Source organism: Kitasatospora sp. NPDC004669 (assembly GCF_040609455.1).
GTDB lineage: Bacteria > Actinomycetota > Actinomycetes > Streptomycetales > Streptomycetaceae > Kitasatospora.
This window is the reverse complement of the sequence record NZ_JBEXKB010000015.1, coordinates 1-20,273: the sequence shown is the minus strand read 5'-3', so window position 1 is coordinate 20,273 and position 20,273 is coordinate 1. Positions and strand designations below refer to the sequence as shown.

The 20,273-nt window shown below is 70.0% G+C and carries 16 protein-coding genes and 8 pseudogenes; 11 read left to right on the top strand and 13 right to left on the bottom strand.

Going from position 1 to position 20,273, the window contains the following annotated elements; genetic code table 11:
• Window positions 1–113: 113 nt before the first annotated feature.
• Window positions 114–2,255: a hypothetical protein gene (locus ABZW30_RS15215; protein ID WP_355671551.1), complete on the bottom strand. Its 2,142-nt coding sequence runs from the start codon at window positions 2,253–2,255 to the stop codon at window positions 114–116.
• Between the two features lie 377 nt (window positions 2,256–2,632).
• On the opposite strand from ABZW30_RS15215, the pseudogene ABZW30_RS15210 reads away from it, so the two are divergent.
• The 4 genes and pseudogenes from ABZW30_RS15210 to ABZW30_RS15195 all read left to right on the top strand — a co-directional run.
• Window positions 2,633–3,166 (top strand): annotated as a pseudogene (locus ABZW30_RS15210) (HAD family acid phosphatase); the annotation flags it as partial.
• A gap of 85 nt (window positions 3,167–3,251) precedes the next feature.
• Window positions 3,252–3,901: pseudogene (locus ABZW30_RS15205) on the top strand (response regulator transcription factor); the annotation flags it as partial.
• Window positions 3,902–4,256: 355 nt separating this feature from the next.
• Window positions 4,257–4,613: a CAP domain-containing protein gene (locus ABZW30_RS15200; protein WP_355671550.1), complete on the top strand. Its 357-nt coding sequence runs from the start codon at window positions 4,257–4,259 to the stop codon at window positions 4,611–4,613.
• A gap of 747 nt (window positions 4,614–5,360) precedes the next feature.
• Window positions 5,361–6,845, top strand: coding sequence for a nucleobase:cation symporter-2 family protein (locus ABZW30_RS15195; protein ID WP_355671549.1), 1,485 nt, complete (start codon window positions 5,361–5,363; stop codon window positions 6,843–6,845).
• Here the strand turns inward: ABZW30_RS15195 and ABZW30_RS15190 are convergent.
• A complete protein-coding gene (locus tag ABZW30_RS15190; RefSeq protein WP_355671548.1) occupies window positions 6,837–7,031 on the bottom strand; it encodes a hypothetical protein in 195 nt (64 codons plus the stop codon). The two genes, ABZW30_RS15195 and ABZW30_RS15190, sit on opposite strands and share 9 nt — an antisense overlap.
• 268 nt (window positions 7,032–7,299) lie before the next feature.
• Here ABZW30_RS15190 and ABZW30_RS15185 point away from each other — a divergent pair.
• Window positions 7,300–7,446, top strand: a pseudogene (locus ABZW30_RS15185) (IS701 family transposase); the annotation flags it as partial.
• 246 nt (window positions 7,447–7,692) lie between these two features.
• Here the strand turns inward: ABZW30_RS15185 and ABZW30_RS15180 are convergent.
• Together ABZW30_RS15180 and ABZW30_RS15175 are read right to left on the bottom strand one after the other, a co-directional pair.
• Window positions 7,693–7,998: pseudogene (locus ABZW30_RS15180) on the bottom strand (IS5/IS1182 family transposase); the annotation flags it as partial.
• A gap of 282 nt (window positions 7,999–8,280) precedes the next feature.
• Window positions 8,281–9,155, bottom strand: a pseudogene (locus tag ABZW30_RS15175) (IS5 family transposase).
• A 57-nt stretch (window positions 9,156–9,212) separates the two neighbouring features.
• Between ABZW30_RS15175 and ABZW30_RS15170 the strand changes: the two are divergent.
• Window positions 9,213–10,136 carry an aminoglycoside phosphotransferase family protein gene (locus tag ABZW30_RS15170; protein ID WP_355671547.1) on the top strand — a complete coding sequence of 308 codons (924 nt, stop codon included), beginning with the start codon at window positions 9,213–9,215 and terminating at the stop codon, window positions 10,134–10,136.
• Between the two features lie 15 nt (window positions 10,137–10,151).
• On the opposite strand, the gene ABZW30_RS15165 is transcribed toward ABZW30_RS15170, so the two are convergent.
• Both ABZW30_RS15165 and ABZW30_RS15160 read right to left on the bottom strand, forming a co-directional pair.
• Window positions 10,152–10,565: a hypothetical protein gene (locus ABZW30_RS15165; RefSeq protein WP_355671546.1), complete on the bottom strand. Its 414-nt coding sequence runs from the start codon at window positions 10,563–10,565 to the stop codon at window positions 10,152–10,154.
• Window positions 10,566–10,697: 132 nt separating this feature from the next.
• On the bottom strand, window positions 10,698–11,384 hold the full coding sequence (locus tag ABZW30_RS15160) for a phosphotransferase (RefSeq protein ID WP_355671545.1): 687 nt from the start codon (window positions 11,382–11,384) through the stop codon (window positions 10,698–10,700).
• Here ABZW30_RS15160 and ABZW30_RS15155 point away from each other — a divergent pair.
• The gene (locus ABZW30_RS15155; RefSeq protein ID WP_355671544.1) at window positions 11,365–12,126 is read left to right on the top strand and encodes a sortase; all 762 of its coding nucleotides are present in this window, start codon (window positions 11,365–11,367) and stop codon (window positions 12,124–12,126) included. The genes ABZW30_RS15160 and ABZW30_RS15155 overlap by 20 nt on opposite strands.
• Window positions 12,127–12,428: 302 nt before the next feature.
• Here ABZW30_RS15155 and ABZW30_RS15150 read toward each other — a convergent pair whose 3' ends face one another.
• The 6 genes and pseudogenes from ABZW30_RS15150 to ABZW30_RS15125 all read right to left on the bottom strand — a co-directional run.
• On the bottom strand, window positions 12,429–13,457 hold the full coding sequence (locus ABZW30_RS15150) for a hypothetical protein (RefSeq protein WP_355671543.1): 1,029 nt from the start codon (window positions 13,455–13,457) through the stop codon (window positions 12,429–12,431).
• Between the two features lie 94 nt (window positions 13,458–13,551).
• Window positions 13,552–13,842 carry a hypothetical protein gene (locus tag ABZW30_RS15145; protein WP_355671542.1) on the bottom strand — a complete coding sequence of 97 codons (291 nt, stop codon included), beginning with the start codon at window positions 13,840–13,842 and terminating at the stop codon, window positions 13,552–13,554.
• Window positions 13,839–14,126, bottom strand: coding sequence for a hypothetical protein (locus tag ABZW30_RS15140; protein ID WP_355671541.1), 288 nt, complete (start codon window positions 14,124–14,126; stop codon window positions 13,839–13,841). Before ABZW30_RS15140 ends, ABZW30_RS15145 begins: the two co-directional genes overlap by 4 nt.
• Window positions 14,127–14,178: 52 nt before the next feature.
• The gene (locus ABZW30_RS15135; protein WP_355671540.1) at window positions 14,179–14,457 is read right to left on the bottom strand and encodes a hypothetical protein; all 279 of its coding nucleotides are present in this window, start codon (window positions 14,455–14,457) and stop codon (window positions 14,179–14,181) included.
• 105 nt (window positions 14,458–14,562) lie between these two features.
• Window positions 14,563–15,774 carry a M60 family metallopeptidase gene (locus tag ABZW30_RS15130; RefSeq protein ID WP_355671539.1) on the bottom strand — a complete coding sequence of 404 codons (1,212 nt, stop codon included), beginning with the start codon at window positions 15,772–15,774 and terminating at the stop codon, window positions 14,563–14,565.
• 613 nt (window positions 15,775–16,387) lie between these two features.
• A pseudogene (locus ABZW30_RS15125) lies at window positions 16,388–16,624 on the bottom strand (protein kinase); the annotation flags it as partial.
• Between ABZW30_RS15125 and ABZW30_RS15120 the strand changes: the two are divergent.
• The 3 genes and pseudogenes from ABZW30_RS15120 to ABZW30_RS15110 form a co-directional block, all read left to right on the top strand.
• Window positions 16,584–16,958, top strand: a pseudogene (locus tag ABZW30_RS15120) (TIM-barrel domain-containing protein); the annotation flags it as partial. The pseudogenes ABZW30_RS15125 and ABZW30_RS15120 overlap by 41 nt on opposite strands.
• Window positions 16,959–17,052: 94 nt before the next feature.
• A pseudogene (locus ABZW30_RS15115) lies at window positions 17,053–17,163 on the top strand (hypothetical protein); the annotation flags it as partial.
• Between the two features lie 33 nt (window positions 17,164–17,196).
• Complete coding sequence (locus ABZW30_RS15110; protein ID WP_355671538.1) at window positions 17,197–17,538, top strand: DUF5110 domain-containing protein; 342 nt, start codon at window positions 17,197–17,199, stop codon at window positions 17,536–17,538.
• Window positions 17,539–18,033: 495 nt separating this feature from the next.
• Here ABZW30_RS15110 and ABZW30_RS15105 read toward each other — a convergent pair whose 3' ends face one another.
• Window positions 18,034–18,303, bottom strand: a complete 270-nt coding sequence (locus ABZW30_RS15105; protein ID WP_355671537.1) for a hypothetical protein — start codon at window positions 18,301–18,303, stop codon at window positions 18,034–18,036.
• A gap of 222 nt (window positions 18,304–18,525) precedes the next feature.
• Between ABZW30_RS15105 and ABZW30_RS15100 the strand changes: the two genes are divergently transcribed.
• The coding region (locus ABZW30_RS15100) for a GAF domain-containing protein (RefSeq protein WP_355671536.1) at window positions 18,526–20,273 on the top strand (1,748 nt) is incomplete at its 3' end.

The window sequence follows — 20,273 nt, the reverse complement described above, 5'->3', positions numbered from 1 at the left end:
GTGGGGGGGGGGGCCGGGGGCCCGGGGGGGGGGGGGGGGGGGGGCGGGGGGGGGGGGGGCGCCCGGGGGGGGGGGGGGGGGGGGCCCCCCCCCCCCCCCGCCGCGTGGTGGGGTCAGCCGCGGGCGAGCCCGTCGGCCCGGTGGATCAGGTCCTCTGCCTGGCGGGCGAGGTTCCTGGCCGTTGCAGGAGTGAGTCGGCCGGATCCGGGGGCGGTGGTGTCGAGGAGGTCGCCGATCTGCCGGGCGAGGTGGTCGCGCTGTGCGCCGAGGGTGGCGAGCTTGGCCTCGGTGTCCTTGTAGCGGCTGTCGCCGGGGGTGTCGGAGGCGGCGGCCGTGGTGGAGGCGGCGAGTGTGGCGGAGGCGAACTCGCCGACGCCCGCGTTGAGTTGCTTGTAGTCGGCGGCCAGCCGGCGGTAGTCGGCCTGGTCGGCAGCGCGCAGGCTCCTCGGGAGGGCGCGGGGGGAGAGGAACTCGGTCAGGACGCGGCCGTCGTGGGCGTAGACGTCGTGCAGGCCGAGCAGGGCGAGCATGGTGGGGCGGATGTCGGTGTGGTCGGACCAGACCGCGCCGGTCGCGCCGAGGTGCTTGACGCCCGGGCCGGCCAGGCCGAGCCAGGTGGTGTTGATGTCGGGTGCGAAGTCGCCGTGGTTCCACGCCTCCTCCGCGTTCAGGCCCACGCAGGGGGTCGCGCAGTTCGCGGCGCCGGCGACGGCGAGGTAGTTCGGGTCGAGGAAGTCGGTGAAGGTGGCGGTGCGCAGGGGGTCGCCGGTGACCATGTGGAGGAGCTTCATCTCGGTGCGGTCGGCGAGTTGGTGGCTGATCGCGTCGGTGGTGCCGGTGATCGGGTTGACCGCGGTCAGTTTGGAGACGGCGCGTTCGAAGTCGCGGGTGGTGGAGGAGTCGGGGGCGGGGTTGCCGTCGAGGTAGAAGCTCGGGGCGGACTCGGACTTCAGCTGGAAGGGGGTGGTGGTGAGGTGCTGCTGGGTGGCGAGCAGTCCGCGGATGTTGGCGTTGATCTCGCCGATCTGCTGGTAGCTGCAGGGGGTGGTGACGCCGTCGCAGCCGGTTGGGCTGGGCTTGCCGCCCACGAAGTGGTCGTTCTCGTCGGAGGTGACGACGAAGAGGCTGTTGGCGGGGGTGATGCCGTCCTTGGCCAGGCGCTGGAAGAAGCCGTCGAAGGCCTGGTCGTAGGCCTTGAGCTGGGCGACGTATCCGGCTTCGCCGGGGCCGTAGGCGCTGCCGCCGGGGTAGCGGTCGTGGGCGTCCGAGATGTAGCCGTAGGTGACGGGCACGCCGGCTTCCTGCATGGTGGCGAGGTAGCCGAGGGTGTTGTCGGCGGACGTCGAGTCGAAGCCGGGGAAGCCGGGGTTGCCGGCTTTGTCCGTGACGGGGGCTCCGCCGATCGCGCGGACCGGGTGGTCGGGGGAGATCACGGCGTCGACGCTGCGGGCGCCGTAGAGGGCCTGGTACCCGTGGTAGCCCCCGGGTTCGTCGGGCAGCAGGTCCGGCCGGGCGGCGGGCGTGGCGCAGTGCGCGGAGCCCTGCGCGCAGTGGACGCCGATGCCGACGATGTCGGCCTGGGCCCGGACGGGGTCGGCCTTGGCCTCGGCGGCCTCGGGGGAGTCGGGGCCGAAGACCTTGGTGACGTCGGAGGTGGTGTTCTCCAGCACGGTGTTGGCCGTGGAGACCGCGCCGAAGTCGCAGCCCGCCCGGGTGTAGGCGGTCCACGGGGCCGGGGTGTTCCGGCCGTCCGGGGTGACCATGGTCGGCGCGGTGTCGCTGGGGGTGGGGGTGGCCGGGTCGGCGATGCCGTCGGTCCAGTAGGCGAAGGTCCGGGCGGAGGCGCTGGTTCCGTCCGGCTTGTAGTAGCGGTAGGAGTTGGAGACCGGCTGTCCGTGATCGCTGCCGTAGAGCCCGGTGAGCTGGGTGAGGATGTCGTTGCCGGTGTGCGCGATCAGCGGGGTGTGGTGGGAGGTGTCGACCGTCCCGTTGTGCTCCAGGAAGTCGAGCAGGTGGGGCATCTGCTCCAGGTCGGAGGGCACGTTCGGGTTGTCGCGGGTGAAGTGCACGTTGTCGAACGTCAGATAGATGACGTGGTCGACCCGGTGGTCTCCGGCTCGCATGACGCATCCGCTCTCGCGATGGCGGGCGTCGGGGTGCTCGTCGGCGGCGAAGGCCTGTGGGACCGCGAGCAGGCCTGCGCCGAGGGCCGCGGCTGCGGCGAGGGCGACGACGGTGGGGCGTCGGGGGCCCATGCTGACTCCTTGTGGGGCGGGGGTGAGGGTTGGGGCGCGCGTGAACGGCAGTGCGCGGGCACGGCGATGTGCGGGCACGGCGGCGCGCAGGAAGGACAGCGCGCGGGGACGGTGCGCGTCGACCGGGTGGTGATTCGGCGAAGTGGACGAAAGGTTGCCACAGCCTGAACTCGTTGCAACAGTCTGTAGAGGGCAATCGGGTTGATATTCCATCTGCTGAGACGCGATCCGTTCGGCAGCGCGCGTAGACCATGCGCGTAGATGTGCCTTGACCTGCCAGGTTCACCGACCCTACGGTTCGAGGCAGCACGGAACTGCCGCACAGCTCGACGGGCGAGTCGCCCCTTCGTGGCGCGCGGCAGAAGGAGCCGACCCTTATGCGCAGAAGTACCTTGACGTCACCTGCCCGGATGCTGGCCACCCTTGCCGTCGGCGTGGTCGCCGGCGCGGTGGTGGCCGGCGGAGGGTTTGCCTCGGCGGACGCCAAAGCCCCCCGGACTGGCCGTCAGATCACCAACATGACCGACGAAGTGACCGAGATCAAGGCGTACTACGGTGACACCGTCGACGCCAAGGGCGAGCACTGGCCGTCCCCCGACAGCAACTACGCCGTTCAGGTGCGCGGCATCGAGAACCAGGCCGAGAAGTACCTGGCCCAGCGTGCGAAGCACGACCACGGCGACCGCAAGGCCATAGTCCTCGACGTGGACGACACCTCGCTGTCCACGTACAACTACGAGCTGGAGACGACGTTCGTCTACAACCCCGTCAGCAACGCCCAGTACATCGCCACCAAGACCATGCCGGCCGTCTTCGGCATGAACGACCTGGCGACCCGGGCGCAGCAGCAGGGCTGCACGGTCTTCTACGTCACCGGCCGTCCCGAGTCCCAGCGGGCCGCCACCGCGGCCAACCTCGCCGCCGTCGGCTTCCCCACCGCGGACCCGGCGCACCTGTTCATGAAGGACAAGAGCGCACCTCCGCGGCGTCGCCGCCGGATTCAGCGCCCTGCAGGAGGTCACCCAGTCCCCGCCGAACGCGGTCGTGCTGGGCCTCGGGCTTCCGGACCCGGACGGCGAGAACGTCCTGCGCATGATCCGCGGCCTGTCCCGCGTCCCGGTGCTGGTGGCCACCGCACGCGACGACGAACGGGAGATCATCAGGATGCTCGAAGCGGGTGCCGACGACTACCTGGTCAAGCCCTTCTCCGGCGCCCAGTTGGCCGCGCGCCTGTCCGCCGTGCTGCGCCGCTGCGCACCCGCGGCGGACGCGGCAGCGGCCAGGGCGCACCGGCCGGATTCCGCCGCCGTCGGCGGGGCGTTGGAAACGGCCGGCGGGGAGCGGCCCCCGGTGGTCGTCGGCGAGCTGCGCGTCGACCCGCTCGCGCGCACCGCGCACCTGGCGGGGCAGGAGATCAGGCTGACGCGCCGTGAGTTCGACCTGCTCGCCTTCCTGGCGGAGAACGCCGGGCGGGTGGTCTCGCGCAAACGGATCCTCGCCGAGGTGCGGCGCCAGCCCTACGCGGACGAGCAGACGTCGACGTACATCTCTCCTGCCTGCGGCGCAAGCTCGGCGAGCGCGCCGCGAGGCCGCGCTACCTGCACACCGTCCACGGCGTCGGTGTGAAGCTGGTCTCCCCGCTGTGAGATCCGCCCTGGCCATGGTCGCGTTGGCTGTGACCTCCATGGTGGCGCGGTCCTTCCTGATCCCGCTCGGCCTGTTGTTGAGCACCCAGGTGCACAGTCAGGCGACGTGCGGTGACCGGCGTCTGTGCTCTCGCCACCTTCTGCGGCGGCCCGGTGCAGGCACCGTCCGCCGTGCTCGTGGGCCCGGTCGACGCGCTGGAGACAGCGGCGGCTCGCCCCGCGCCGCCCGACGGGCCCCCACCATGGCCGCCGCCGGGTCCGCCTCACCGGCGGCCTCCGCCGCCGTTCCCGCGGGGACGAGAGCCCCTCCGGTATCCCGTCGGCCGCCGTACCGGCCACATCGCCGGTGGTCACGATGCTGAATGCGCAGCGCCGGGACCTCGGGTGTGCTCCCCTCCGCACCGACGCCCGGCTCCAGTGCGCGGCCCAACGGCACGCCGACGACATGGCGCCCCGGCGGTACTTCGGGCGCGTCGATCCCGACGGGACGGGGCCGGAACGGCGGATGGACGAGACCGGCTACCCGTGGACGGCGGCGATCGAGGCCAATGTCCGCGGTCAGGAGGACGCCGCCACGGTGATGTCGGGCTGGACGGCCGATCCGAGCGCCCGCAGCCGCCTCCTCGACCGCGGCTTCACCGACATCGGCGTCGGCGTCCACCCGGTCGACGGCGGCCCGTGGTGGACGCTCGACCCCGGCATCGCGCGGTGAGCCCCAACGCGCGACACGATGTCCGGATCGCCGCCGTCCGCGCGCCGCTTACCTGCGCGCGGTGAGGCCGTGCAAGTCTCGGGTGCCACCGCTCTCGTGGCCGTCGGCCAGGACGAGGGCGATGGTGGGTGAGGTCGGCCGCCACGTGGGACGTAAGGCTTGTCGATCTCACGTGGGGCGAGGCGCATCGGGCCCTCCTTTGAGCTCCTTGATACGGACAGCGTGTTCCGCGCGGACGTGTGCGGACGGGGACGGGCCGACCGGGGTCGTACGGGCGTTGGCTGTCCGTTCCAGTGCCCGCGACCTGCGCCATGCCTCGACGGGCAGGTCGGGACAGCAGCTTGCCGGGGCCGCCTGCTCATGGGAGCAGCGTTTTGTTTCCGGGAGTTTGACGGGTTGTCACAGCCAGTGGACCGTTTGCCGGGTGCTGGTGGAACCCACAGTCGGATGCAGCTGTCCGGTCCGGCCGGATGGCGGATCGCACAGTGGCTCTGGTCACCGGCCGGGCCTCTAGAGTTCTCACAACCGGATGCCGGCACCCGCACACCAAGCGGGATCAACGCCCCCCGGACGCCTTTCCCCCACCCTCTCCGCCCTGGCCGTCATCCCCCTGCCACCAGGACCGTCGCAGTGTCGCGCCCGGTCCGGAGCGGCGCTGTCCGCGCACCACCGGAGGTACCCATGCACCCGCACGGCGAGTCCGAAAACGCCACACCCGGCCCCGTACCGGTCCATCCTGTCGATCAGGTGCTGCCCGCACCACGGTTGGCGATCCTCGGTCTCCAGCACGTCTTCATCATGTACGCAGGCGCTGTCGCCGTCCCGTTCATCGTGGGCAGCGCCCTCAAGCTCGACCTGCACACCATCGCACTGCTGGTCAACGCCGACCTGCTGGTCGCCGGTATCGCGACGATCATCCAGGCGGTGGGCGTCTCCCACCTCCTCGGCGTCCGGCTGCCGGTGGTGGCCGGTGCTACCTTCACCGTGGTCAGCCCGATGATCACCATCGCGGCCGGCCACGGACTGCCGACGGTCTACGGCGCGATGCTCGTCTCCGGCGTGTTCGGCCTGCTCATCGCGAAACCGTTCGCCAAGATGATCAAGTTCTTCCCGCCGCTGGTGGCCGGCACGGTCATCATGATCATCGGCCTCTCGCTGATCGGCCCGGGAGCGGGCATGATCGCCGGACATGACACCTCGGCCGCCGACTACGGGAAGCTGTCGCACCTCGCCCTCGGCTTCGGCGTGATCGCGCTGATCGTGCTGTTCAGCCGGCTGCTGCGCGGCTTCCTGGGCCAGCTCGCGCCGCTGCTGGCGCTGGCCCTCGGCACGCTGGCCTCGATCCCGCTGCACCTGTTCGACCTGAGCGGGGTCCGCTCCGCGGGCTGGTTCGGCATCGCCTCGCCGTTCCACTTCGGCGCGCCGCGGTTCGACGCGGCGGCGATCGTCTCGATGTGCATCGTGCTGCTGGTGACCTACACCGAGTCCACCGCGGACATGCTCGCGGTGGCCGAGATGACCGGCAAGGAGCTGACCGACGCGGACATCGCGCGCGGCCTCGCCACCGACGGCCTGTCCGCCGTGCTCGGCGGCTGCATGAACTCCTTCCCCGACACCGCGTACGCGGAGAACGTCGGCCTGGTGCAGATGACGGGGGTGCGCAGCCGCTGGGTGGTCGCGGTGGCGGGCTGCTTCCTGCTGGTGATGGGCCTGGTGCCCAAGGTCGGCGCGCTGATCGCGGCCGTCCCCGAGCCGGTGGTCGGCGGTGTGGCCCTGGTGATGTTCGCGATGGTCACCGCGGTCGGCGTGCAGACGCTGAGGAAGGTCGATTTCAACGGCAATCACAACCTCCTGGTCGTCGCGGTCTCGCTCGGTGTCGGCCTGCTGCCGGCGGTCGCCACCGACCCGTACGGCAACGAGGTGTTCTTCCGACACTTCCCCGCATGGGCGCAGACCGTCTTCGGCAGCCCGATCACCCTGACGGTGGCCCTCGCCTTCACCCTCAACCTGCTCTTCAACCACCTCAAGCTGTCGGCCCTCCACCCCTCGGCGGCCTCGGCCGCCTCCCCCGCCACCGCGGAGGGGGACCCGGTGCCGCTGCCGGAGGGCTGTTCGGCGTCGTGCACGCGGCGGATCACCCTGGCATCGCATACCTACTTCTGGGAGTCCCCGTATCCCGGTGTCTCCACAGCGCGTGGCGGACAGTGCAAATGCGGCCGCCATTCACGTTGAACTCGCCTTGCCGGGGGCCTGGCCGCCGTGGCTGTCGCGGGTCGGGACGGACCTGTCCACCAGTGCGGCCAGGCAGTTCAGCACGCCCTGGCCCGCGCGGCCTTCCTCGGTGCAGACCGCCTCGGCCGCCTCCAGGCGGAAGCCGCCGCGAAAGACCGACAGATTCAGCCAGCTACCTGTAGCCACGCGGCAGCTCGCCATGTCGGGACTGGCATTCGAGGCGATGGCCGACCATACGGGCGAACTGCTCGACTCCATCACCACTTAGGCCCGCAGGCCGCCGGCTTCTGGACGGATGCCCCGTCCGGGAACCGGCCGGACCGCTCGGTGGTGCCGGCGGGTAGCGGCCGAGCTTGACGAGTTCGTCCTGGAGGCGGCCGGCGTGGTGGGCGGCGGCCAGTACTGCAACGACACTCCGTAACCTTGCGAGCAGGGGCTCGTTGAGACTTGCGTGCTGGAAGACATAGTTGACGGCTGGTCAGACACATTCGATGATTTCGTGGCTCGGTTTGCTGGCCGTTTTGGGAGGGTGGAGCCCCGGCGGCGGATGGTGTCCTACCTGCGGGGACTGCTCGGCGAGGCGGAGCGGAAGAACGGCTGGGTGCGCCACGAGGCGCCGTGTGACCGAGTGGAGGTGCGAGACCTTCACCGCCGGGCCGTCACAGCGGCCGGGTAGAAGCTGAGGGCAGTCTGATCCGGGGAACGCCGGGGAGGGTGGAAAGCAGCCCTGACAACGCCGGGACGGTGCGGCACTGCCAGACGTGCCGGGTCCGGCAAGCGAGGCCAGAAGGCGTACGAAGAGGAACTCGTGTAAAGCCCCGTAAGTCTTGTCGCCCCGCACCCGGTCGGGTCGCGTGCGTGGTCGGCCCGGTCCAAGCCGCGGAACACGAATAGCTTCCAGGACTGCGACGAACTGCGGGCTGTCGCCGCGTTGTCCGGCCGTGACCAGCACCGACGGCGGGCGCTGACGCTGTTCGCAGGTCAGGTGGATCTTCGTGGTCCAGCCTCCTCGCGAGCGGCCCAACCCGTGATCGGCGGGTTCCGATCGCACGCCACCGGGCGGTTCCTTCTGCTGGTCCCCGAAACGGCGAGCACCAGCCGCGTGCTGGTGGGCCCGGCAGATTGTCGAGTCGACGTTCACCTCCCAGGCGATCTGCCCGACCGCGTCGGCGCGCGCCTGCAAGGCGGTGAACACCGCAGCCCACACGGCACCGCGCTGCCGCTGACCGTCCCCGGAATCCGCCGACTGGTCACCCACCTCACCCGGCCCGTCCGCCGCAGCATCGACCACGTCCTGCACTGGTCCCGCTGGCGCCGCCGACACCAACACCAGGCCCGGATCAGCCACTACAAACGACGAGGCCACAGCCAAAGAGCTGAGGCCCCGTCATGGCAAGCACCGTTGCAGTACTAGGGCGTGTTTCGAAAGTGCTGGTCACAGCCACTCGTTGATGGCTGCGATCAGCACGGTCGCTTCGTAGCGGACAGCGAGTTTGTCGTATCTCGTGGCGACCGCGCGGTGGCGCTTGAGGCGATTGATGCCGCACTCCACGGCATGGCGCTCGCGGTAGTCGTCCTTGTCGAACTTCGGCGGCCGACCGCCGCGGGAGCCGTGCTTCCTGCGGTTGGCGATCTGGTCGCGCTTCTCCGGGATCGTGCAGCTGATACGACGTCTGCGCAGGTAAACGCGGTTCGCGCGGGAGCCGTACGCCTTGTCAGCACGGACCTTGTCCGGCCGGGTACGAGGGCGCCCCGGGCCGAGACGCGGCACCCGGATGCGGCCCAGGACGACCTGAAACTGCGGGGAGTCACCCCGTTGTCCGGCGGTGATCACGAGCGACATCAGCTTCTGGGTCTGCTCGACGGCCAGGTGGATCTTGGTGGTCAGTCCACCGCGAGAGCGTCCGAGTCCGTGGTCATCAGGCTCGGCGAAGACGCCGCCGGGTGGCTCGACCTGTAGATCCCCTTTTTGCGCGCGCCGGCCGCGTGCTGGTGCGCGCGGGCGATCGTGGAGTCGACGGAGATGTCCCAGGTGATCAGGCCCTTCGCATCCGCGCGGGCCTGCAGCTGCTCGAGGATCCGGTGCGACGTGCCGTCGCGCTGCCAGCGACGGAAGAGTCCATACACCGTCTCCCACGGCCCGTACCGCTCGGGAAGATCCCGCCACGGTATGCCGGTGCGTGTGCGGAACCGTATGCCGTTGATCAGCTGCCGCTTGGTGTGCACCGGCGGCCGACCGGCCTTGACGCCCCGCGGCAACAGAGGTTCCAGCACCGCCCACTGCGCGTCTGTCAGATCTCCCCGAGCCATGGAACGTGATCATCGCACGACCTTGATCCACTTATGAACAGACCCTAGCATGCGTGGGTGAACCTTTCGCATCTCGGCGTGCCGATCGGGCCGATGACCCGCGTCCATGGCGGGTTCGCCAACCGGATGTACCGGCTCGACACCGACCAAGGGTCGTTCGCCGTGAAGGAGTTGAACCTCGTCGACCGTCGCTGGACCTATCGCGTCGAGGAGGTGTTCAGGTTTGAGCGGACGGCCTTCGCCGCCGGTGTCCCGATGCCGGAGCCGATCTCGGCCAGCCACGACACGCTCGTTCACCGATGGGTCGAGGGAGAGAAGGTGCCCGAAGCACCGGTGTCGGCGGCGTACGCGTTCGAGATCGGTGAGATCCTCGCGCGCATCCACGCGCTCGACGTCGCGTGGACCCATGTGTCGATCGAGGACCCGATGCCACGGGACTGGCCCGAGCTCGCCGCGCGGGCGGTGGCGACCGGACAGCCGTGGGCCGACGAACTCGCCTCCCACGTCGAGACGTTCCTCGCGATCGCCCACTTCGTCGACACCTGCGAACGGCCAGGCCCCGTCGTGCTGACCCACGGGGACATCCAACCGTGGAACCTGCTGGCCCGAGAGGGTCGGCCGGTGGTGCTCGACTGGGAGCTCTCGGGGATGCTCGACCTGTCCGGTGAGCTCGGCTCCACTGCGCTGAGCCTCGCCAAGGGGCCTGGCTTCGACGACATCAAGCCCGCCATCTTCCGCTCGGTCCTCGACGGCTATGTCGCGGGGGGCGGAGCGCCGCCGCCGTCAGGTCCAAGCTGGTTCGCGTACATGATCGGCGGCTGGCTGGGGCACACGAGGTGGAACATCCTCCGGTGCCTCGCCGCTGTCGAGGCAAGCACCGGCCCTGACCTCGCGCTGTCGCACGAGTCCGCGCGCAACGGTGTGCGCGGCCTCCCGGTCCTGTTCGGCCGACTTCCGGAGCTCGAGGCACTGCTCATGTGACAGCGACCTGAGTCGCTATGGGAAGACAGGACTCCCGTCCTCACCGATCCATGGATGCTGGTCCGGCTTCTGGCCGACGGCTTGCCAGACAGCATCTGCCGCAGCGAACTTCACATCACCGGGGCCCGTGTCCGCTGGTGCCGTGACGATCTCGACGACGGAAACGGACACGCCACGGGCCTCTTCGGGAAGGCGCATGAGCGCGTACCAAGCACCTTCCCGCGCCTCTGCCCGGATGCGTTGATCATCGGAACGGCTGGCGCACGGCGCGGTGCCGTAGGACCGGCCGCGCCAACCGAACACGTCGCCCATCCGGACCTCTGGCTCGGTGGCCACGGCTCCGTGCACGGTGACCTGGGCGAACCGCGCCCATCGACTCGTCTGGCGCAGCAGCCTGTATTTCCCTCCACGATCCACATTCTCCCGCACGCTCCTGAGTGCGGGTCCCACAAAGATCACTTCTGAAACAGGCCCTAGTGCGACGGGTCTGGCCGTCCCCGATTGGTGTGTACTACTGGACCAGGGCTGTGACGTCGAGCAGCGCCTGTGGGCCTCGCCGAATCAGAGGATGTTCCATCCAAGCTGCACGTGGCCGGACTGCAGTCCCTCGATACGGCGACGTACCTCTGCGAGCGTAGGGCTTCCGGCGGATGCTCGTCTGACGTTAGTCGTGATCATCCGTAGTTCGCGGAGTCCGGACAGCACGGGGTAGCCCTGCCACGAGGTCACGTCGAATCCGTAGCGGTCGGCGAACTCCTGGTAGTGGGAAAGACCGTAGTCGAACCGGCGGCAGTGGATCTCGACGGTGACGAGGTCGAGCTGGGGCTGGCCGACACATGCAGTGTCCCAGTCGCACAGAACTGCGGAGCCCCCGTGGTGCAGGGCGTTCCGGTGATGCGGATCACCCTGCAACAACCCCGGTGGCAGGACGTACCGCACGTCGGACTGCGCATCCTCCAGGGCGTCCAACCGCCTTTCCAGGAAAGCGAGATCGTCCTTCGGCAACGCGGTGATCTCCGCGATCGACCGCCTGAATGCCTCGGTGGTGTCGACCCTGCGGACCTCGAATGGGGGGAGTGGAACCTCGTGCCATCGCTGTTCTCCTGGAAATCGCCGGTATGTGACAGGGTTCTGACTCATGAAGGTCACATTTCGCGTTGCTGCCGGTTGCTTGGCGTTGGCGACTTCGCTGGTGGTCGCCAGCTGCGGCCATGCAGCCAAACCGGTTGTGCGTTCGGCCACCACCATGCACCCAGCGCAAGCGCCGACACCCACCGCCGCACCGACACCCACCGCCGCACCGACACCCACCACCGCACCGACACCCACCACCGCACCGACACCCACGCCGACACCCACGGCGACGCCGACACCGGCCCTGCCCGTGGTTCCTGCCGCCTTCGAAACCTTCGGTACGCTCTACCTGCCCAGCCTGGCCAAGCTCGGTCATCCCGGCAAGGCGCCGCTCATGCAGTTCAGCGACGCGGCGGGCAACGGCAAGGACGTCCCCGCCATCTTGAACAAGGGCGGTGTGGGCCACTACAACTGGACCCAGTGGCCATGGGACCCGGTCGGCAACTTCGGCCTCGCGGCACACCGCAACTGGAACTGCCCGCCCGGGTCGAACTCCGATGTCGGCGGCTACTGCGAGCCGTTCCGCTTCATCAATCAGCTCAAGCAGGGCGACCCGGTGATCGTCGAGATCGGTGACGAGTACTACATCTACGTGATCGACCAGCAGGTTCCGAGCACCGGGAACAACGACGTCTCCGTGGTCGATCCGATCCCGACGTCGAAGGGCGTGAAGGGCGACCAGAGGGTCAGGCCCTATGGCGACAAGCCCGGCCGCTACATCACGCTGACCACCTGTACGCCGGACTTCATGGTCAATCCGGTGCATGACACGCCCTACCGACTGATCGTGTGGGGCCACTTCGACCACATGGTTCCGAAGTCGGCGGGCACTCCGCCGGAGCTCGCCGGGATATGACCCGGGGCGCCCCCCCGTAACCGGCAGACTGCCCGACGGCGTCGAGCGCGACGACCCGCTGGGGGAAGGGGTCGCAGTTCAAATCCTGTCTTCCCGACTTGCAAAACTGCAGGTCGTAGGCCGTTTCCGCTTCTGGCGGGAGCGGCCTTTTGGGCGTTTGGTCAGCTGGTGGTCGCATGGTGGTCTCCGGGCCACATCGGCCAAGCACCTGATGGTTGGGGGGCGTCAGGCGATGCCGACGACCAGGAGGACGAAGGCGGCGATGATGACGTATCGGCCTTCCGTCCTCCGCCCAAGCGCGGCTACCGCCAGGGGAGTTCGCCGTCGGCCCCCGGGACCGTGTTGAACAGCACTTGGTAGAGCGGGCCGTTGGCCGACTCGCCGGTCGAGTCCGGCACCGTCACGGTCACTGCGGCCTCCGCAGCCGGGACCAGGGTGTAGCCGGCCTCCTCGACGGTGTCCAGGATCGCCCGTTCGGTGTCGGTGGCCGGTGGCTCGACCGGCTCGACGCGGAGCCGGCGGAACCTGCGCGGAGCGGCCGTGGTGACTCGGAGCAGGATGGCGTACGGTCCGAGCGCGGAACGCGGCAGCCACCACTCGTCGCGGTGCTCGGACAGGTGGAGTGTGTGGCAGGTTTCGATGCCCCGGCCGGTGAAGCCTTCGACCTCGACCGTGGCGGAGAGCCTCGCGATCAGCTCTTCAGGGGGCGGCCCAGCGGCCGCGTGGGCGCTGAAGCCCACCGGGTCGCGGTGCGTGCGGGCATTCCGGGCGGCCTCGAGGAAGCCTTCGACACGGTCCGGCCGATTCTCGTCCCGGGTCGGGCTGAGCCGCTCGCGCATGCGGTGGCGGGCCGCGCGGATCCGGGGAATCGGCGGGGTCCACCGTGGACCGTGGGGCGTGGCGGGGTTCGGGTCGTCACCGTGGAGCAGCAGGTCCAGTGCCGCGGTGTAGTGGTGTGCCGCCGACTCGGGATGGCCGGCTTCCGCCAGGTAGTCACCGAGTTCCTCGTAGGCGGCGGAGCCGCCCGCTGTGCGGGCGTATGTCACGGCGGCATCGACCGTGTCCCAGGCCTCGGTGTGCCGGCCGGCGGTGAGCAGGTTGAAGGCGTACAGCGGCAGGATCCAGTCCAGTTCCGGGCGGTTGTGCCGGGCGGGAGCCACCTCGTCGAGCAGGGCCAGCGCCCGCTCGTGGGAGCCGGCCTCGGTCCGGCTCAGCGCCGCCAGAGCGAGAAACTCCAGGCGATCCTCGGGGCCCTCCGTCGCGGCTGCGGCTTCATAGTCCTCGGCGACCTCGGTCGGGCTGTAGGACACCTTGCCGAACGGTTTTGGCATGTCTCTCCTGGGTGTGCTGCCGGTCGGTCGGGGTACCTGCGGGCAACGTTGCGAAAGCGCGCGGCGACCATGAGCGAGCGATGGCCGGTAGGTGCTACGGAAGGTCCGAGGCGACGAGTTCGGCAGCCCGTACGGGGTCGCCGTCCGCATGGCTGAGCAGGGCCTGGACAGAGTATCCCGGCGGGCCGGCGGAGACCACGCCGATGAACAGTCCCGGGGCGAAGCGCTCCATGGTGAGGTGAGCGCCCAAGTCCGGGCGGAGGCGGTGGAGTTCGCACACGACGTCCCAGGCCGCAGCGTTCAGGCGGGCCTGCCGCGTCGGGGCTTCATGGCGCAGGAGGCGCGAACGGGCCCGGGGGGTGCGGTCGGCGCGATCCGTGCTCATCGGGTTCCGGCGTCGATGTGGAAGCCTTCCGGCCATCGCGGTGCGTCGAGGGCGTACTCGAGCACGGCGAAGCCGTCCGGTGCCGAGCGGAATCCGGGCAGTGTACGCGCACGCTCGATTCGGGCCTCGGCTCGGGCTCGGGTGGAATACAGGCCGAGGACCTTCACGTCGTCCTCGTCGTCGTCCCAGTAGAGCGGTTCGCCGTCCTCGTGCGGATCGGGTGCGGCGGGGTCCGCGGCGGTGGGGAGCTGGTGGTGGACAAGGAGGTGGAACGTCGTCGGCATGGAAGCCGCTTTCCTGTTCATGGCCTCGGGCGGGCCCGATCCTGGTGTCGCGTCAGTGGACGACGGTGACGAAGCCGTCCGTCCACTGATCCTTGTCGGGCAGCATCGGGGCGGTCGCGAAGCAACCGGGCTCGTCACAAAAGCCCGGCGGCTCGCGGGCGATGGCCAGTTGCGCGGTGGCCGTGGTCTCGTCGCGGAAGACACCGCGCAGGCGCCACTCCTGCTCGTCCAGGTGCAGGCTGCCGTCCGGATCGGTGTGGACGGTGGTGCCGTCCTCCTCCACCACCAGGTGGCGGGCGTGCCGGAGCAGATGGGCCTGCGGGTCGTCCATGAGGCGGATTCCTTGCTGGGCATGGCCTCCATCGCTTCGGCCGGATCCGCCGGGCGTGTCGGCAGCCGGCCGGGGGTCGGTCCCATGGCTATGGGAGTCATGGCTCTATGGGGCCTTCGTGATGTCGAGGGTGGACGGGTTGCGCTCCGGTGCGGGGAGGCCGAGTGCGGCCACGTCCGCCCGGGTCCGGGTGGTGACCGGGACTCCCCAGGCGGTGAAGAAGCCCGTCAGGTCGCGTCCGGACACGCGCGAGGCGTTGAGGACGAGGTACTGCTCGGGGTCGGCGGCGGTCTCCGCCCGGCGGGTCAGCTTGTGCAGTTCGGGGTAGAAACCGTCGCCGAACGCGAGGCGTAGCTGCTCGAACATGGCCAGTTGGACGAACGGGTCCGCGTCCTTCGCGTCGTACGCTCGCCCGGAGGCCGGCCCGGCGAGGTAGGTGCGGACCGCGTCGGGTGTGCCGTCCTTGCCGAGCCGGGTCGGCTGGCCTGCGTCGCGTTGCACGGCGAGGCTGTAGATGTTGACCGTGACCTCGGTCACGGCCTCCCACGTCCAGGACGACTGCTGGTGCATGTGCCCGAGTTCGTGCCACATGCCCCAACTCTCCTTCAGGGTTGTGGTGTTCAACACTTCGTCGATTTCGTCGGACGGGTAGCAGACCCGGTCGTAGTACGCGTTGGGGTTGATGCGGGCCTTGCCTTCGGAGACGAAGTACCGCAGTGGGCTGCGTCGGTCGCGCGGGTCCTTGCCGTCCAGGCCGCTGATCGTGTCCTCCGTCGCGAGGATGTGCTCGTACATGCGCAGCAGGTCGTCGGGGTTCTGGGTGCCGTTGCGGCGGGCGGAGTCCAGGTGGACGGTGAGGACGACGTGGTCGGCGACGAGTTGTGCGACCGGCACGTCCTTGGCCGCCTGGTCGAGCTGTGCCTTCCACTGCTCGGCGGGCGTCCGGCCGAGCACGTGGTAGGGGACGGGGCGTGCCGAGTCGCCGAAGTGCAGGGTGATCCCGGGCGCTGGGTCCCCGCCGTCCTTGGTGTACCGGACGTACAGCATGCCGCCGGTTTCGTCGGTCACCTCCGTGGTGGCGTCCTTCAGTTTGTGGGCACGGGGTTCCACCTCGGTGCCGCTGTCGGTGCCGTCGAGGCCGTACGTTCCGACCAGCAGCTCGGGGACGGGCGCGTTGCCGGGTCGGTCGGTCGTGACGGTGAGGGCCTTGTGCGGCGGCAGGTACAGCCCCGTCGGCTGGGCGTCGTCCGGGTGGAACTCGGTAGCCAGCCTCTTCTGTTCGGCCTCCGACGAGGGCGTGGCCGCGAGTGTGATCACCCGCTCCGACGGCCGGGACGGCGACGACGACTTCGACTCCGACGGCACCGGCTGAGGAGGACTCTCCGCACCGCACCCGGCGGCCAGCAGTGAGGCAGCCAGAAGGCCGACGACGGGTATCAGGCCAAGGGCACGGCGCCCGGTGGTGCGGGTGATCACGGTGGAACGTTCTCCTGGTGTCGATTGCGGTTGCCGAGGCCGTCGTGGACCACGCCGTGGCCTGGCAGCCGGTGCCGGCGGGATCCGACGCGTGGCTGCGGCCGGCCCCGTACGGTCGGCCGACGAGACGCTCCCCACGGCGGGGGACTGGGGGAGCGCCGTCGTCGGCTCCGGCAGTCTCGTCGTCCCGACCTGAGGATTTGATGAGGAGCCCCGTCGGCAGGTCGAAGGCGTTCCCGGAGCCGCCGCCCAGTACGCGCAGATGCGCATTGTTGATCATTTCAGCGAGAACATTGCGCATTCGATCGCTTGTTCGCCATCGTCGAGCATCACTCGGCGCGCACGCCGACACCCCCATGCCACCGGGCTCCCGGGCGCGTCCTCGACGAGGAGATCAGATGAAACGCCGTGACCTGCTCCGGGCAGCCGCCGTGTCGTCAGGACTCGCGTCGCCCGCCGCAAGCAGCACATTTGCGGGCTTGAGGTCCCCGTGTACGACCCCGGTGCCGTGGATCGCCTGCAGCGCCTCCGCGATCCCGCTGACCAGCAGCAGTGACGTGCGTGCCGGCAGCGCGCCGTGCTCCTGGACCACTTGCTACAGCGAAGGGCCCGGAACGTACGCGGTCACCAGCCACGGCACCTCGTCGTCCGTGCCGGAGTCGAGCACCTGCGCGGTGTACAGGCCGTGGATCACCGGCGTCCCGAACATCGCCACCGAGGTCGGCACCGCCGGCACCCGCGGCGCCAAGACGGACGTCGCGTGGATCGGAGGCGGCTACAAGGAGGCGTTCGACGCGGTCAACCAGGTCGTCGGCGGCATCGAGAACAACTCCGACGCCCGCCGCTTCGTGTGGACGGTCGATGGCTGGGCCGGCACGCAGCGCAACGCGATCGTCTGGACCGGCGACACCAACGGCGACCGGCCGACCATGAGTTGGACGGTACCCTCGGTCGTCGGCGCCGGCCTGTCGGGCCTCAACTTCGCCTCCGGCGACGTGGACGGCATCTTCGGCGGCAGCCCCGAGACCTTCACCCGCGACCTCCAGTGGAAGGCCTGGACGCCAGCCTTCATGACCATGTCGGGCTGGGGCAACACCAACCCGTCCCGGCGACTCCTTCCTGGTCGCGCCCATCACCTCCGGCACCACCACCCGCGACGGCATCTACCTGCCTGCCGGCACCTGGACCGACTACTGGACCGGCCAGGAGTACCAGGGCCCGGCCACCCTCAACGGCTACGCGGCACCGCTGGACCGGACTCCGGTGTTCGTCAAGGGCGGCGCCATCGTGCCGATGTGGCCGCAGATGAACTACACCGGCGAGAAGCCGGTCTCCACCCTCACCTACGACCTGTACCCGTCGGGCAACAGCTCGTTCACCCTGTACGAGGACGACGGCATCACCCGCGCCTACCAGAACGGCGCCTCGGCCACCCAGCAGGTCACCGTCTCCGCCCCGACCTCGGGCACCGGCGACATCAACGTCAACGTCGGCGCCAGCGTGGGCAACTACAATGGCAAGCCCGCCTCCCGCGGCTACGAGCTCAACGTCCACCTCGCCGGCGTTCTTCCTCGGCCGGCTCTCCACCGCCCAGGGCCAACATAGTCTGACACCCACGCGGTCAATGCCCAGACGCTCACCGTCCCGGCGAGCGCCGCGAACCTCATCCCCGGCGGCGACTTCGAATCCGGCAACCTCGCTGGCTGGAACGCCCACATCGCCACCATCGTCACCGACACCGCAGCCCACAGCCCCACCTGCGTAGTCACCGGCCGGTAACTACGCGACCATGGAGTACACCGTCACGGGACTGTCGCCGAACACCCGGTCGTCAAGGTGGTGGAGGCCACACACTTGATGAGCGGCGATGAGTACGAATAAGTGGATCTGGACATTCCTGCACGAAGTTGGCCATGCTGCCCGCGATGACCGTAGCTGCACTGGCCCTCCGGGCGAGCGACGGCGTGACGCAGTCACCTGGTGTCACCGCTCAGGCCTGACGGCAGCATCGGGAATCCCCTGCAATGAGCACGCGGCGCTACCACCCGGAACAGGCCCGGAACCGTGGTCCAGCCCGCTGGCGCGTGACGGTCGGTTCGCTCAGTCGGTCAGGCGTTCCAGGAGTGCGGGATGGTCGGCGAGGGCCTGGCGAAGACGTTTCTGGCCCTGGTGGGCGTACTGGCTGGGGTTGGCGGCCTGCCAGTCGATTGGGCCGAACGGGGGCTCGGGGTCGTACTCGATGAACAGCTGGACCTTGCGCGCGATGTCCGGGTCGGCGAGCTCGCCGACCAGGTGGAGTGCCGTGTCGATGCCGGCCGACACCCCGGCGGAGGTGATGACGTTCCCGTCCCGGACCCAGCGCTCGGCCACGGGGATCGCCCCGAACGTCGTCTGGAAGGGTGAGGTGGCGCGGGGTGACCACCGGGCGGTCGCTTTCGGCGCGGCCCTGCGTTCGTTGGACAGGCCCTCCGGTTCCGGGGCGCCGACCTGCCCGGCGGTGTGTTCGGCGGTCCAGCGGCTTCGCGCATGCAGATGCGCGGGCGGGGTGGCAGCGTGGAGGTGTCAAGACCCGGACGCGCGGGGGCGGCCTGGATGCACAGAGTGGACAGCCCTGCTCTTGCGGGTGCGGAACCGGGCGGACCGGGGGAACACCGGTCCGCCCTGGGTCGGCTGCGCTCGCGGCTGCGGGTGCGCAGTGTCGCCGGGCGGGTGTTCCTGTGGATGCTGGTCGTGGTGGTGTTGCTGGTCGGCGCGGCCCTGACGACGCTCATCCTGCAGGCCCGCGGCTTCGCCATCAGTGATGCCGGGCACAGTACGCGCGCCGCGGCCGTCACGTTGTCGCGCTATCCCGGGATGGCGGCTGCTCTCGACAGCGCCGATCCGACCGCGGTGCTGCAGCCGCTGGCCGTGGACGTGCAGAAGAGCGGCGGCTTCGACTACATCGTGATCTTCGGCACCGACGGGACCCGCTACGCCCAGACCGCCCATCCCGAGCTGATCGGAAAGCACGTCTACGGCGACTACCAGGATTCCCTGAAAGGGCCGTACACCGTGACCGAGAACATACCGCTGGGACCCGACGTGGACACCACTGTGTCGATCACCAGGCCGGACGGTTCGGTCGCCGGTTTTCTCTCGGTGGGGTACTACGTCAAGAACACGGGCGGCGCGGTGAAGCGGCAGTTGCCGGTCCTGTTCGGCGGCGCGGCGGCCGCGGTCGCCGTGGGCACGGGCGGGGCGGTGCTGGTGCGGCGGCGGCTGCGCCGCCAGACGCACGGCCTGGGCCCGGCGGAGATGACGCGGATGTACGAGCACCACGACGCGGTGCTGCACGCGGTGCGCGAGGGTGTGCTGATCGTCGGCGGGGACGGGCGGGCGCTGCTGGCGAACGACGAGGCCCGGCGGCTGCTGGAGCTGCCGCCCGGGGTGGAGGGGTGGCCGGTGACCGAGCTCGGGCTCGTTCCCGCTCTGGCCGAACTGCTGGCCTCGGGGCGGGCCGCCACCGACGAGGTGCACCCGGCCGGGGACCGGCTGCTCGCTGTCAGCAGCCGTCCCACCGCGCCGTTCGGTGGCGGGTCCGGTAGCGTCGCGACGATCCGGGACACCACCGAGCTGCGGGCGCTGGCCGGGCAGGCCGAGGCGGCCCGGGCCCGGCTGAGGCTGCTGTACGACGCGGGTGTACGGGTCGGTACCACCCTGGACGTGGTGCGCACCGCGCAGGAGCTGGCGGATGCGGCGGTTCCCCGGTTCGCGGACTTCACCACGGTCGAGCTGGCCGAGGCGGTGCTGCGGGGGGACGAGCCGCTCCCCGGCACGGGCCTTGCGGGCGGCCCGCGGATCCGCCGCGTGGCCGTCGGCGGCATCCGCGAGGAGTGGCCGTTCTACCCGGTGGGCTCGCAGATCAGCCCGCTGCCCGGCACACCGGAGACCACGGCCCTGGAGAGCGGGCGTGCCACGCTGGTGGCCGACCTTCGTCGGACGCAGGCCTGGCGGGCGCGCGACCCGCGGACCGCCGACCGGATCCTCGCGTACGGGGTCCACTCGCTGATCTCCGCGCCGCTCAAGGCGCGCGGCCTGACCCTGGGCACGGCCACCTTCTGGCGTACGGAACGGTCCGAGCCGTTCGGGGAGGAGGACGTCGCCTTCGCCGAGGAACTGGTCGCCCGCGCGGCGATGTGCGTGGACAACGCCCGCCGCTACACCCGTGAGCACCGGATGGCCGAGACACTGCAGCGCAGCCTGCTGCCCCGGGGACTGCCCGAGCAGAGCGCCATGGAGGTGGCCTACCGCTACCGGCCGGCGCAGCGAGGCGTCGGCGGGGACTGGTTCGACGTCATCCC

Bases quoted from the DNA above. Each gene is read 5' to 3' on its own strand.
- ABZW30_RS15140 (WP_355671541.1), bottom strand. From the start codon at position 14,126: ATGCCGACGACGTTCCACCTCCTTGTCCACCACCAGCTCCCCACCGCC.
- ABZW30_RS15200 (WP_355671550.1), top strand. From the start codon at position 4,257: ATGCTGAATGCGCAGCGCCGGGACCTCGGGTGTGCTCCCCTCCGCACC.
- ABZW30_RS15145 (WP_355671542.1), bottom strand. From the start codon at position 13,842: ATGAGCACGGATCGCGCCGACCGCACCCCCCGGGCCCGTTCGCGCCTC.
- ABZW30_RS15150 (WP_355671543.1), bottom strand. From the start codon at position 13,457: ATGCCAAAACCGTTCGGCAAGGTGTCCTACAGCCCGACCGAGGTCGCC.
- ABZW30_RS15215 (WP_355671551.1), bottom strand. From the start codon at position 2,255: ATGGGCCCCCGACGCCCCACCGTCGTCGCCCTCGCCGCAGCCGCGGCC.
- ABZW30_RS15160 (WP_355671545.1), bottom strand. From the start codon at position 11,384: ATGGTGGTGGCCGAACGCACAACCGGTTTGGCTGCATGGCCGCAGCTG.
- ABZW30_RS15135 (WP_355671540.1), bottom strand. From the start codon at position 14,457: ATGGACGACCCGCAGGCCCATCTGCTCCGGCACGCCCGCCACCTGGTG.